General features: G+C 52.6%; 14 protein-coding genes. 11 read left to right on the forward strand and 3 right to left on the reverse strand.

Translation table 11 applies throughout. From position 1 onward, the window contains the following. Positions 1-98: 98 nt before the first annotated feature. Positions 99-1,076, forward strand: a complete 978-nt coding sequence (locus K1558_RS19435) for an Rpn family recombination-promoting nuclease/putative transposase (protein WP_338019718.1) — start codon at positions 99-101, stop codon at positions 1,074-1,076. A 114-nt stretch (positions 1,077-1,190) separates the two neighbouring features. Here K1558_RS19435 and K1558_RS19440 read toward each other — a convergent pair whose 3' ends face one another. Beyond that, complete coding sequence (locus K1558_RS19440; RefSeq protein WP_238653309.1) at positions 1,191-1,952, reverse strand: SDR family oxidoreductase; 762 nt, start codon at positions 1,950-1,952, stop codon at positions 1,191-1,193. After that, a complete protein-coding gene (locus tag K1558_RS19445; protein WP_238653310.1) occupies positions 1,949-2,335 on the reverse strand; it encodes a MerR family transcriptional regulator in 387 nt (128 codons plus the stop codon). Before K1558_RS19445 ends, K1558_RS19440 begins: the two co-directional genes overlap by 4 nt. A gap of 187 nt (positions 2,336-2,522) precedes the next feature. Here K1558_RS19445 and K1558_RS19450 point away from each other — a divergent pair, with 187 nt between their 5' ends. Next, complete coding sequence (locus K1558_RS19450) at positions 2,523-3,128, forward strand: DUF1349 domain-containing protein (RefSeq protein ID WP_238653311.1); 606 nt, start codon at positions 2,523-2,525, stop codon at positions 3,126-3,128. Positions 3,129-3,150: 22 nt separating this feature from the next. Here the strand turns inward: K1558_RS19450 and K1558_RS19455 are convergent, their stop codons facing one another. After that, positions 3,151-3,696: a hypothetical protein gene (locus tag K1558_RS19455; RefSeq protein WP_238653312.1), complete on the reverse strand. Its 546-nt coding sequence runs from the start codon at positions 3,694-3,696 to the stop codon at positions 3,151-3,153. 122 nt (positions 3,697-3,818) lie between these two features. Here K1558_RS19455 and K1558_RS19460 point away from each other — a divergent pair, with 122 nt between their 5' ends. From K1558_RS19460 to K1558_RS19500, 9 genes are all read left to right on the forward strand, one after another. Next, entirely contained in the window at positions 3,819-4,403 is a 585-nt protein-coding gene (locus tag K1558_RS19460) for a TetR/AcrR family transcriptional regulator (protein WP_238653353.1), read from the forward strand. Positions 4,404-4,514: 111 nt separating this feature from the next. Then, on the forward strand, positions 4,515-5,453 hold the full coding sequence (locus K1558_RS19465) for an aldo/keto reductase family protein (RefSeq protein WP_238653313.1): 939 nt from the start codon (positions 4,515-4,517) through the stop codon (positions 5,451-5,453). A 50-nt stretch (positions 5,454-5,503) separates the two neighbouring features. Next, positions 5,504-6,526, forward strand: a complete 1,023-nt coding sequence (locus tag K1558_RS19470) for an SDR family oxidoreductase (protein ID WP_238653314.1) — start codon at positions 5,504-5,506, stop codon at positions 6,524-6,526. A gap of 182 nt (positions 6,527-6,708) precedes the next feature. Next, a complete protein-coding gene (locus tag K1558_RS19475) occupies positions 6,709-7,368 on the forward strand; it encodes a class I SAM-dependent methyltransferase (RefSeq protein WP_238653315.1) in 660 nt (219 codons plus the stop codon). Between the two features lie 81 nt (positions 7,369-7,449). Next, positions 7,450-7,914: a YfbM family protein gene (locus K1558_RS19480; protein WP_238653316.1), complete on the forward strand. Its 465-nt coding sequence runs from the start codon at positions 7,450-7,452 to the stop codon at positions 7,912-7,914. 45 nt (positions 7,915-7,959) lie between these two features. Then, positions 7,960-8,991 (forward strand): CapA family protein, encoded by a 1,032-nt coding sequence (locus tag K1558_RS19485; RefSeq protein WP_238653317.1) that lies wholly within the window; start codon positions 7,960-7,962, stop codon positions 8,989-8,991. A 246-nt stretch (positions 8,992-9,237) separates the two neighbouring features. Continuing rightward, positions 9,238-10,959: a sensor histidine kinase gene (locus tag K1558_RS19490; protein WP_238653318.1), complete on the forward strand. Its 1,722-nt coding sequence runs from the start codon at positions 9,238-9,240 to the stop codon at positions 10,957-10,959. A gap of 58 nt (positions 10,960-11,017) precedes the next feature. After that, the gene (locus tag K1558_RS19495; RefSeq protein WP_238653319.1) at positions 11,018-12,574 is read left to right on the forward strand and encodes a response regulator; all 1,557 of its coding nucleotides are present in this window, start codon (positions 11,018-11,020) and stop codon (positions 12,572-12,574) included. 192 nt (positions 12,575-12,766) lie between these two features. Continuing rightward, entirely contained in the window at positions 12,767-13,693 is a 927-nt protein-coding gene (locus K1558_RS19500; protein WP_238653320.1) for an ABC transporter permease, read from the forward strand. Positions 13,694-13,714 lie beyond the last annotated feature (21 nt).

Below are 13,714 nucleotides of genomic sequence, written 5' to 3' on the forward strand. Positions count from 1 at the left end.
TAGGAAATACGAACATATGTGCCTTTTGTTATATCCGATTCCACTAAAATGGAATATAATCACCAGAAACAAGCAGGATATAACAGGAGGCGACTAAAATACCCTTACCACACGATGAGGCTTTTAAGAAGCTGCTGGAGACGTTCTTTCAGGAATTTATTGAGTTGTTTTTCCCTGAGCTTGATTCTATGCTGGACTACAGTGAGACCCGGTTTCTGATGCAGGAATTGCTGGTCGATATTGTTGGCGAGGAAGCGCGGGAGCTGGATCTGCTGCTGGAAATCCGTTACAAAGGACTGGACGGTTATATTCTGATTCACCTGGAGCCGCAGTCCTATCGGGATTCACGGTTTCATGAACGGATGTTTATTTACTTCAGCCGCCTGTTTGAGCGCTACCGCAAAGAGCATAAGCTGATTATTCCCATTGCGATCTTCACTTCAGATGAGATTAGGGAAGAGCAGGACACCTTGGAGATGGTTATTCCTGAGCATCAGATTCTGCGCTTTCAGTTCCTCAAGGTGGAATTGCGTAAGCAGAACTGGAGAAGATTTATTGATTCGGACAATGCAGTAGCTGCTGCGTTACTGGCCAAGATGGGGTATACTACAAGAGAAGCGAGAGATGTACGCCGGGAGTTCCTGCGCATGTTCATGAAGCTCAAGACACGTCTTGATCAAGGACGGCTGGCGCTTGTGATGTCAGTGGCGGATTTATATTTCCAGCCGGACCGGGCCCAGGATGAAGAGATTATACAAGAATTGATGATACAATATCCGGAGGAGGGTGAAGCCATTATGGAATTGATGCCAGCCTGGAAGCGTTGGGGATACGAAGAAGGTATAGCTGAAGGAATAGAACAAGGAATAGAGAAGGGCATAGTGAAGGGGATAGAGAAAGGCATAGAACAGGGCATAGAGCAGGGAATAGAACAAGGCATAGAGCAAGGAATAGAACGAGGCATAGAGAAAGGCCAAGCGGAGATTATCCGTAAATTACTGCTTCACGGATTTACTCCGGAAGAGGTCTCCAAAGCGGTGGAATTACCGGTGGAGAAGATTAAGAAGCTTATGTAAGCTGCGTCCTCTTAGTAAGGGAAACAAAGCTGATATGTTATAAACTAATGCTTACGCGCCAAAGAGACCGTCTTAGGGTAGACTGTCTCTTTGGTGCGTTCTGATGCAAATCTTTTATTCAATATAGCTCCTCGTCGCTTCATACATCTGGGCCGCATATTCGTCAATCCGGTCGCGTGACATGCGCAGCCGTTCCACCGAACTGCCGTATCCGATCTCCTGAAGTCCCTCCGTGAGGCCCTGGAAGATCCCGTCCGTGAACGCAGCTAACGGCTCGCCTTGCACATGCAGTCCTGAGCCGCCGAGATCCGTATTCACTGCCGGGGGCGCAATCTCGATCACTTCAACAGAGGTCCCGGACAGTTGGAGTCTGAGACTCATGGTGAACGAATGAAGTGCAGCCTTCGTTGCTGAATAGACCGGTGCGATGGCAAACGGCGTAAAGGCTAGGCCGGAGGTCACGTTAATGATAGTTGCTGCCTCCTGGCTTGCGAAGAATGGAGCAAACAGCATGGCCAGATGAAGCGGGGCTTCAAGGTTTGTGATGATTTCCTGATTGAAATCAGCCCAGTGGTTCTTCACATCTGCTGTCTGTACATTGAAGCGTTGCTGAATTCCGGCATTGTTCACCAGAACATTCACACCGGGATAGCTTGCGGTTACCCAGTCAAATAAGCCAAGACGTTCAGACTCTACTTTTAAGTCACACACACGGGTAATCAGCTCCGGGATTTTGTCCTGGGCCGCCTGCAGTACCTCCTCGCGCCGTCCGGTTATGATGACTGTGTTCCCCATACGGATGAACCGTTCTGCCATAGCCAGTCCTATGCCGGAGCCTCCGCCTGTAATCAGAAGGGTGTTTCCTGAGAGCTTCATGATAAAACCTCTTTCCCGTTAGTTTCTAAATAATTCGTATACCGTGCTATTTTCTTCTCAATGCCCTGTAAGGCTTCGGTCATGAGCGCCATTTGTGCCAGTACAGCCTGCTTGTGCTCTTGAAACATGGCAAGCCGCAGTGCAATCGTGCTGTCCCCCTCTGCCATCCAGTCTACATATTGCCTGATCCGGCTGATGGGCATTTGTGTATTTTTCAGATAGAGTACAATTTTAACAAAAGCCAGGTAATCCTCCGTGAAAATCCGCCTGCCCGCTTCATCCCGCTCCATCCGGGGCAGCAATCCTTGCTTCTCATAATAACGGATAGTAGATTCCGGAATCCCTAACCGGGCTGCAGCTTCGCCAATGGAATAATAGTTCATCTGGAGGCCTCCAATGTGATGGTTAGATGTCGACAGAGATAGCATACGACTTAAACCATGGTTTAAGTCAACTTCATTTTCTGGATTCTGTTAAAATATGGATCAGGAGGAGTTTGCCAATTTGCAATAGTATGGGGAATGCGTTTACAATTCATAAGATTGAACCAAAAATTAGGAGGATTTTAAAATGAAGAAAACTGATTTCACGGCGTACAAGTGGATGAATGAGGGAGACATCAGGTTCGAGGAGAACGCAGTCATTATTAGTGCAACGCCGAATAGCGACTTTTTCTGCAACAACGGGGCCATTGCCGAGGAGGGACTGACTCCAGAGAGTCTGACGAATGCTCCATTCTTTTATACAGAGGTGACAGGAGATTTCGTGCTGCGGGTGAAGGTCAGCCATGACTTCAGGGATACGTATGATTCCTCTTCCATTATGGTGATGCAGGACCTTAACGTCTGGGCCAAGGCCTGCTTCGAGCTGACCGATTTCGATACCCGTGCCGTAGTCAGTGTAGTCACGAACCAGACCTCGGATGATGCCAACGGCTGTAACATAGACGGCAAGGAGGTATGGCTCCAGGCGGCCAGATCGGGTAATGCCTTCGCTTTTCATTATTCGACAGATGGCGTAAGGTTCGATATGATGCGCTTCTTCACACTGCCGGCGGGAGAGACGGTCAAGGTGGGGCTGCTGGCACAGGCACCGACAGGTGAAGGCGGAGAGAGAAGGTATGAGCAATATTCGCTGGAATCCCGGACCGTTAAGAATATTAGAGCAGGGGAATAAGCGGGTACTCTAAGCCGGGCCTCTAGCCCCGGGTTTTGGCCTGACGGGGCCAGATGAAGTAAGTAACGGTAATGACCAGATCAATGCCGACGACAATGGACCAGATTCGGAGAATGCCGGAGAGCGCTTCAGTACGTGCGGGATCGTCAATCCAGATAATAAGTCCGTAGAGAATGGCTGCACCGAGGGCAAAAGAGAGCAGATGCCTCACCCAGCCTCTGAGATAATGCTTCGCATAATCCAGGCCGTAACGCTTGGCTGGCTTCGCCCCTTGCTTGGTAACATAATAGCGGAAGCGTTCATCGGCCCAGGCGATCATGCTTTTACCGAAGATCAGGGAGACGGAAATATACACGGCTGCAAGCGCATGTGCTGTTGTTGCGGTAGCACCCCGGGCCAGATCAACGCCGGAGACAATAAGCAGAATGATATCCAGCACCGGAGTCATCGCCAGGAAAATCAGCCCCAGTGTAGGGCGCTTGAAGATATAGCGTGCAGTAAAGCCTGCCAGAATGACCACCCAGAACAACACCTCACAGGTAACAATTGTCCATGCAACCAGATTCATATAGCACCCCTTGTTATAGTTGATAGTAATTATGTCTAGTCGAAGTATAACAGCGATATTTAAACAATACAACTGTATTATTTAAATTGTGCATAGCATTTCGGGTATGCTACAATATGGACATGCCAAAAATTGTAGATCATTCCGAACGAAAATCGAATATTGCCGAAGCTACCTGGCGGGTCATTATCCGGCAGGGAATCAAGGGGGCTACGGTGCGTAATATTGCTGCCGAGGCGGGGGTTTCCTTGGGCGCGCTGCGCCACTATTTCTCTACCCAGCAGGAATTGCTGGAGTTTGCTATGAATCTGGTGAAGGAGCGGGTCACGGTAAGGTGCATAGACATTATGCAGCGTGAGCTTCCTCCCAGAGAGAAGGCGTTCAAGGTTCTCCTGGAGCTCCTTCCCACAGATGAAGACAGCATGGCGGAGATGGAGGTCTGGCTCGCATTCACCTTCCATCTCAAGACTCTGCAGGCATCAGATACTGAGCTGGGAGATGGTATTCATCCTCTGGCCATCTACCTGGTAGAATATCTGGATGAGAACGCTCTGCTGAAGGAGGGGCTGGACAAGGATCTTGAAGCCGAGCGGCTGTATGCCTTGCTGGACGGACTGGCGCTGCACGCGCTCCTGGAGCCTAAGCGGCTGGACCGGGAGCGGATCATCCGGGTACTGGAGGGTTATTTGGAATCGATATGCTGCTAGCATATTAGCTCAGTCCAACGGATTCTTTCTCTTATTTACAAAATGTACTAGAATGGAGAGGGTTGAAACAACCGGCTGCAACCGCCGGATTCAGAGAGGAGTCAAGGATTCATGAAATACCGCAGATTGGGTGGAACGGGACTGAAGGTCAGCGAGATCAGCCTGGGGAGCTGGCTAACCTATGGTGGTTATGTTGAGCAGGACCATGCAGTTAAGGCGATTGAAACCGCTTACTCGCTGGGCGTTAATTTTTTTGATACGGCTAATGTGTATGAAAAAGGGGCTGCGGAGCAAGTACTGGGGGCTACCTTAAGCCACTATCCGCGCGAATCCTATGTTCTGGCGACCAAGGTATTTGGTGTAATGGGCGATGGCCCCAACGACCGCGGCCTGTCCCGCAAGCATATTACCGAGCAATGTCATGCCAGCCTCAAGCGGCTTGGCGCTGAATATGTAGATCTGCTGTACTGCCACCGCTACGATCCTGAGACACCAATTGAAGAAACGCTGCGGGCGCTGGATGATCTGGTCCGGCAGGGCAAGGTGCTCTATGTAGGGGTGAGTGAATGGACGGCAGCGCAGATGACAGAAGCGCTTGCTGTTGCTGACCGCTATCTGCTGGATCACATTGTGGTCAATCAGCCGGTCTACAATATGTTTGAGCGTTATATTGAGAAGGAGATCATCCCCCTTGGGCTACGCAAGGGAATTGGACAAGTCGTATTCTCCCCGCTGGCTCAGGGTCTGCTGACCGGCAAATATAGCTCTGTCAGCGATATTCCTGAGGATAGCCGGGCGGCAAGAGTCGATTGGATGCGCAAAGGGATCACAGAGGAGAAAATTTCCAAGGTCCAGGAGCTGGGCAAGCTGGCTGCGGAGCTGGATATGACAGTCGGCAATCTGGCATTGGCCTGGATTCTGCGCCAGCCTAATGTGGCCAGCGCCCTGGTCGGAGCCAGCCGTCCTGAGCAGGTAGAAGAGAATGTGAAGGCGTCCGGCCTGGAGCTTAGTGCGGATGTCCTGGCACGCATTGACGGCATTATTGCTTGAAATAGGAGTTGAATCTTAACTATATTACGCATGAGAGAGGGAGGAAGCAGATGAAGGTTCTATTTATCGGAGGAACGGGGCTTATCAGCCAGGCGGTATCCAGGCTGGCAGTAGAACGGGGAATAGAACTGTATCTGTTCAACCGGGGAGAACGCAGCAGCCTGGTGCCGGAAGGCGCGCAGGTGATTCAGGGCAACATTCGTGACAAGGAGCAGGCGGCAGAGGCACTTCAAGGGTATGACTTCGATGTGGTAGTAGATTGGATCGCCTTCACACCGGAGCATGTGCAGACCGATATGGAGCTGTTTGCCGGTAAGACGCGGCAATATATCTATATCAGCTCGGCTTCTGCTTACCAGAAGCCGCAGCGCAATTATCTGATTACGGAAGAGACACCGCTGGTGAATCCGTATTGGCAGTATTCCCGGGACAAGATTGCCTCGGAGCAGCTTCTGCTGGAAGCCTATGCGGCCAGCGGCTTCCCGGTGACGATTGTCCGTCCATCTCATACCTACGGGGATACGGCGATTCCGGCAGCACTGACCAGCTGGAGCCATCCGTGGTCGCTGGTGGAGCGCATCCGCAAAGGACAGCCGATCGTCATTCACGGTGACGGCACCTCCCTATGGACGCTGACGCATAACTCCGATTTCGCCAAAGGTTTTGTCGGACTGCTGGGACACCCGGAAGCGATCGGGGAAGCGGTTCATATTACCTCTGACGAGGTACTGAACTGGAACCAGATCTATGCAGCCATCGGAGAAGCCGCCGGCCGGGAGCCGAAGGTGGTGCATATGTCCACCGATTTCATCGCTGCGCATACACCGCCCGGCACAGCAGACGGGCTGATCGGGGACCAGGCGGTCAGCAGTGTGTTCGACAACAGCAAGATCAAGCGGCTTGTTCCGGACTTCCAGGCGACGCTCCCCTTCGCTGAAGGGGTGAAGCGGTCGGTGGCCTGGTTCGAGGCCCGGCCCGAATTATGCACCGTGGACCCGGATTGGTCCAAGATGCTGGACGGGCTGCTGGCCCGGCATGGCGTTGATGCCAAGCTGCTTAGCTATTACGTGTAAGCTGGCCTTATAGATACATGCCTTATATGTCAGGCTGAGCAGGCGTTGTCCGGAAACGGGCAGCGCTTGTTTAGCTATCAGAACGACTAGGTTAAATGAACCAATGTCAGGTTATAGCATGAAACCCGGATTCCTGAATATACTCTCACTACCGAAATCCCCTTGATAAAGGAGTCCTGGCCATGCCGACACATCCTTATGTCTCCCGTTTCTTTGTGAAGAGCGATGCACGCCGAGAGGAGCTGGTGTATCCATTGCCGGAGGCCTGGTGGAGCCGCCCTTATGAATATGAATGGTGTACACGCTTCATCTCACCGCATGATATTGTGCTGGATGCGGCCTGCGGTATTTCCCATCCGCTCAAGTTCTACCTGGCCGGGCATAGTGCTGAGGTCTATGCCTGTGATCAGGATGCCCGGATTCTGTCGCGTAAGGCCATTCTGGAGAATGTCGCCGAAGACATTGGAGCAGAAGCGGCCCGTCTGGTGGAGGCTGTGCCGGTAACGAGGCTCCATCTGGCCCAGGCGAATCTGACGAAGCTGCCGTATGAGGATGAGAGCTTCGACACGATCTTCTGTATCTCGGTGCTGGAGCATCTGTCTGTACAGGAGACCGTACTGGCTGTCCGCGAGTTCCACCGGACGCTGAACGGAGAGGGACTGCTGATTCTGACCTTTGACCATCCTACGGTGAATCTGCCGCAGATGAATGAGATTCTTCTGCAGGCCGGATTTCAGTATTGGGGCGAGACGGACTTCAATCTTCCGGCAGACGCTGTGCATACGGAGCAGTGGGGCGGTCTGAACTGCTTCCGGGCGGTGCTCAAGAAGGTGGAAGTCTAGCAAGCATTATACCATCATTTGGTTGTTTCCTTCCGGTGTAGTAGAATAGCTTCAGGACAGAAGAAAGAAGGAGACAACCTTATGGGTATGATTGGGAATTATCTCACTGTCAATGCTGAGCTGCTGCAGTCCATCAAGAATGAAGAGACTAGTCTGTACGAGATTGAGACGAAACTTGATATCGATAAAACGTGGCAAGCCCTGCATTATATATTAAATGGCGGACAGGAAGGAAATGATTCGCCGCTGGGTGCCGCTGTACCACTGACCAGTCATTATATCGGAAACTATTCGGATGCCGAGGTGTTTGCTCTCGAACCGGATCAGGTGAAGCGAACCGCTGAGGCGCTGGAAGGAATAGATGAAGGATGGCTGCGGGAACATTATACGTTCAGACAGATGATGGAGGAAGGCATCTATCCGCTCATAGAGGGTGACGATGAGGAAGGGTTCTTTGATTACATCTATTCGCATTTCCAGGCTGTACGGGAGTTCTACCAGCAGGCAAGCGCGAGTGCATCCTGCGTTGTGTTCTATATTTCTTAAATCACAGTCATCCATCCATTACATCATAAAAGGAGATAGGGAACATTGCGCAGATATGCTGTTATACTTATGATTCTGCTTCTGCTTGTCCCGGCTGCGGGAGTCAGCGGGCAAGGAGCTGCGGCCCCGCAGGAGGAGATCCGCCTTGCATTTGCGGGGGATATCCTGCTGGATGGCTTTGTCGGAGGACAGATCGCCAAATATGGTGTGAATTTCCCTTTTCTGAAGGTGGCACCGGTCATGCAAAAGGCCGATCTGGCCTTTGCCAATCTGGAGACGCCAGTCTCGGTGCGCGGGGAAGCGGCAGGCAAGACATTCGTCTTCCGTTCAAAGCCGGCGGCGCTGGCCGGACTGACCTATGCCGGAATTGACGGGGTTACCCTGGCGAATAATCACATTCTGGATTATGGCCGTAACGCTATGCTGGACACGCTGATTCATCTGGACCGGAATAAGATCGGGCACACCGGTGCCGGGGCCAATATTGAAGAGGCCTTCAAGCCGTATACTAAGACCGTCAAGGGCAAGCGGATCGCCATTCTGGGGGCCAGCCGGGTGCTGTCCGACCCCTCATGGTATGCCGGGAAGAACAGCCCGGGCGCAGCCTCCGCTTATAAGGACGAGCCGCTCCTGAGCGCGATTAAGAAGTCCGCCAAGGAGAATGATTATACGATTGTCTATATGCACTGGAACCAGGAATTCAAGGATTACCCGGAGGCATATGCCCGCAAGCTGGCCCGGCAGATGATCGACAGCGGGGCGGATATTATTCTCGGAGCGCATAGCCACTGCCTCATGGGGATTGAGTATTACAAGCATAAGCCGATCTATTATTCGCTGGGCAATTTTGTATTCAACCGCTCTACACGGGGCGGGGACAAGACCCTGCACTCCATGCTCGTCAATTTTACAATCGGGAAGTCAGGCGTGACAAGCAGCATTACGCCGGTCAAAATCATTGGCGGACAGCCGAACTTTATGGGCGATGCCTATAATAAAGAAACCATCAGGAGGCTGAACGAGCTCTCCTATAATGCCAAGATTGCCCCCGGCGGGGCGGTCAGCGAGAAGCCCTGAAGCATGAAAGAATACGGTGAATGTTCGGGAATACAGCCCGGGGACAGCTTCTGTTCCCAGGGCTGTTTGGTGTTTCCGGCAGGACTTATTCATTTTGTGCTATTCATTATTAGCATTGTACTAACCGCGTGCAGCTGATCTGCTCTACAATAATATACAGTGTGGCGCGAGCCCCGGTTAATGATTCAACGGCAGTGGAACGATAATATAGACATGACGAATTCCATGCAGAGGATGTTTCCGCGAATGATGCCCAAGCTGAAGAAGTACATGCCGTTCACCTATAAAATGATGATTCCCTACCTGCTGCTGGTGCTCCTGACGGATGTATTCATCGGATACATCTCGTATTCGATGCTGACCGACTCCCGGACCGAAATGGCCGAGTCCAACATCCGCACCGGGATGGAGCAATCCAGGAACAACATCCGCTATCAGATGGATGAAATCCAGCGGATGTCGGACAACCTGTTCGGCAGCCAGCCGTTCCAGCGCGCGCTCAGCCAGAAGGGGACCCCGTTTGAGATCTATCTGACGATGCTTGACGAGATTGTCCCCCAGATTACCGCGCCGCTGCAGCTGTTCGGGAACAAGATCCGCTTCATGCTCTACACCCCGAACTCTGATCTGAATATTGTGTCGGGAGATAATCTGGATGATCCGATTATAACCAGCGATTACTACATTCTGCCGCTGGACGATATTTCAGGCAGCCAGTGGTACCGGTCGCTGAAGGATTCCAAGCGGGACAACCTGTGGCTGCAGATTGATACCGACCGCAAGCTGGGCAATCTCTCGCATGTGCGCACACTCGTCAGCTTCAGCGATTACCGGACGCTGATCGGCTATGTGCGGATTACGGTATCGCTGGAGGACCTGTTCGGCGGCTTCGATACCTTCCCGCTGGAGGAGGGCATTACGCTGCGGCTGGTGGAGGAGACGACCGGAGATACTCTGTTCCAGCGCGGCAGCGCCAATTATGACAGTGAGGATGGGAACTTCCTCAGCCTGCATGAGCCGATTCCGGGCAGTGATTTCGTCATTGAAGCGCTGGTTCCGAATAAATATCTGACCCAGGACGCCGGACGGCTGCGCAGGGTGATTATTGCAGTCTGCTCTTTAAGCTTCCTGGTCATGACCCTGATCGGCTATCTGGTGGCCCGGATCTCCGGGCGCAAGATGAGCCGGATCGTAGGCCTTGTGCGCTCCTTCCAGGACGGGAATTTCCAGAAGCGCATCCGCTTCTCGGGCAACGACGAATTCGTGCAGATCGCCGATTCCTTCAATGATATGGCCTCCAACATACAGGGCCTGATCAACAGTGTCTATGTCCAGGGCATCCAGAAGAAGCAGGCGGAGCTGGAGGCGCTGCAGGCGCAGATCAACCCCCATTTTCTCTATAACACGCTCTCTACGATAAGCAGTCTGGCGAATCTGGGCGAGATCGGCAAGGTGACGGAGATGGTTCAGGGCCTGTCGCGGTTCTACCGGCTGACCTTGAACCAAGGCAATGTCTATATCGAGCTGGAGAAGGAGCTGGAGCAGGTGGCGACCTACCTGGAGATCCAGCGGGTCAAATATGCGGATGCGTTCAAGCTGTATGTGGATGTGGATAAGGAGATTCTGCATATGCAGGTAATTAAGCTGGTGCTGCAGCCGTTCGTGGAGAACGTGTTCAAGCATGCCTGGTTCGGTGAGACGATTGCCATCCGGATCACCGGCAGGCGGGCAGGCGGCAACATCGAACTGAAGGTCATAGATAACGGTATCGGGATGCGGCCCGAGGTCGTCAAGCGCATGATGCAGGGGCCCAGCCAATCCGGCGGTTACGGGGTTAAGAATGTGAATGAGCGGATTCAGCTTAGATATGGGGATGCCTTCGGGGTCACCATTGCCAGCTTCTACGGAGGAGGGACAACCGTCCGGCTGCTGCTCCCCGCAGGGCTTCAGGATCATGAAGAGATCTAGCCCCGGAGACCGGACATAGCACGAAGAGCATCATGAAAGTACAGGAGGAAAAGATTCCATGAGTATTAATGTATTATTGGTGGATGATGAGGCTATCGATCTGGAGTGGCTGCGGCGAAGAGTGCTGGCCAGTCCCCTGGATCTGGCCGTTGTAGGAACGGCAAACAGCGGCTTCAACGCGCTGAAGATTATGGAACAGGAACGGGTGGATCTGATCCTCTCCGACATACGGATGCCGATTATGACGGGGACCGAATTCGCCCGCCGGGCCAAGGTGATTAATCCGAAGGTCAAAATCGTCTTCATCAGCGGCCACGAGGACTTCAGCTATGCCAAGGAGGCGATTCAGATCAATGCCTCCGGTTATCTCCTGAAGCCTGTGGACGACAAGGACCTCTATGAGATGATCGGATCCCTGGCTGCTGCACTGGAGCAGGAACGGGAGCAGAGCCGCTCCTTCACCGAGGCGCTGTCCCTGGTGAACAAGGAGCTGATTCTGCGCTGGTTCGAGGATGCGTCCCCGGAGCCGGCGGAGCCTCATCTGCGCAGCGCCCTGAGTCCGCTGCTGCAGAAGGGGACCGCTGCCGCCATTGTCGAGATCGATGATCTGGAATGGAAGCTGCGTGATCTGTCCGAGGAGGAGGCACGGGTCAAGACCCGGCAGATGACCGGATTAATCAGGGACTTCGTGGAGTCTGCCCAGCTCGGGACGCTGATCCCGCTCCATCATCACCGGTTCGTTATTCTGTGCAGCCTTCCGCCGGACAGCTTCCTGAGCCAGCTTGACGAGCTGATCCGCAGCATGGCCAAGGATTCCCCTTGTACGTTAACGATCGGGGTAGGGCGTTACGCCCAGGATGAAGCGGGCCTGCACGAATCCTATCAGCAGGCGACGGCTGCACTCAGTGCGAAGTGGCTGCTCGGGAAGAACCGGCTGATCCGCGACAGCCTCGAATCCCAGCGCGGCACACCGGGCGCTTGGACCGAGCAGACGGTGGACCAGCTGCTGGAGGCGATTATCCAGTATGATCTGGTGGCGATTGACGACCATCTGCTGGCGTTGTTCAACAATGCGGGCAAGAAGGATGTCTACGAGCTGATTGTCCGCATCACCTCGAAGCTCCATGCAGATCTGCAGCAGCAGAACGAGAATCTGTATGAGCTGCTTCAATGGGAGTCGCATCAGCCGGATATTCTGTTCCAGTTCGAGACGATTCACGATATTCTCTCCTGGATGAGACGCAGGTTCTTCGAGCTATCAGAGCTGCTGTATGTGAAGCGCCAGCGCCAGAAGCGCAAGCTGATTGATGAGATTATGAACTACGTGGAGGAGAACCTGGAGAAGAAGATTACGCTGAAGGAGGTCGCGGCCCATTTTGACTTCACGCCCAATTATCTGGGCTTCCTGTTCAAGGAGGAGAGCGGGTTGCCCTTCAGCGAATATGTCAATGAACGCAAGACAGCGAGAGTCTTCGAGCTGCTCAGCGATCCGACGCTTAAGATCTATGAGATTGCCGAACGCATGGGCTATAAGAATATCATCTATTTCAACCGGCAGTTCAAGCAGATTACCGGCATGACGCCGGGAGAGTACCGTAAGAAGCAGAAGATCTGACCGTCTTACCAAACGTTGCCAGCACTGGTTTTTCAAATCAGAGGCAACGTTTTTTGTTTTTTTGGAGAGGATATAACTAAACCGAATCGTTGCAAAAGTATTACTTTTAGTTGATAGCCCTAATCCACACCGGGAGCACACCTATTTATAATAAAACTATAGAGAAACGGGATATTGGAAAGGGGATTCAAGATGAAACAGAAACAACATGGATTCTGGGATGACGTGAAGAAATACAGATCCTTGCTTCTAATGCTGACACCGGCTGTATTGTTCTTCCTGCTTTTTGCTTATATACCGATGTCGGGGATTATCCTGGCATTTAAGCAATACGACTACAACGGAGGGGTGTTCGGCAGCCCCTGGAACGGATGGGCCAACTTCAAGTTCTTCTTCGATTCCGGTGACGCCTGGCGCGTGACGCGGAACACGGCTCTATATAACATAGCCTTTATCGTTGTGAATAATGTACTGCAGATCTTCGCTGCCATCCTGCTGTTCGAGGTCGCCGGCAAGTGGTTCCGCAAGCTGACCCAGACCGTGTTGTTCCTGCCTTACTTCATCTCCTGGGTTGTCGTTGGCGCCATTGCGTACAACCTGTTCAACTTCGATGTAGGTACCATCAACGTGCTGCTGAAGGGACTGGGAATGCAGCCGATCGATATTTATAATACGGCAGCTTACTGGCCGTTCATTCTGGTTATCGTCTCCGCCTGGAAGACACTGGGCTACGGAACGATCATGTACCTGGCGGCAATCACCAGCATTGACACCGAGATGTATGAAGCGGCCGAAATTGACGGTGCGAATATTTTCCAGCGGATCATGAGAATTACAGTGCCGAATCTGATGCCGACCGTCATCATTCTGGTGCTCCTGGCCATCGGGAATATCTTCCGCGGCGATTTCGGGATGTTCTACAATATGGTCGGCAACAACGGCCTGCTGTTCTCGTCCACCGACGTTATTGACACCTTCGTCTTCCGCTCGCTGACTACATCGAATGAGATTGGAATGTCGGCAGCCGCCGGATTCTACCAGTCACTGCTTGGATTCGCCACCATCATGCTCGCCAACTATGCGGTACGCAAATACGACAAAGACCGTGCCCTATTCTAGGAAAAGGAGGTAATGCCCCAT

It is taken from the genome of Paenibacillus piscarius (assembly GCF_022234545.1).
Taxonomy (GTDB): domain Bacteria; phylum Bacillota; class Bacilli; order Paenibacillales; family Paenibacillaceae; genus Paenibacillus_AQ; species Paenibacillus_AQ piscarius.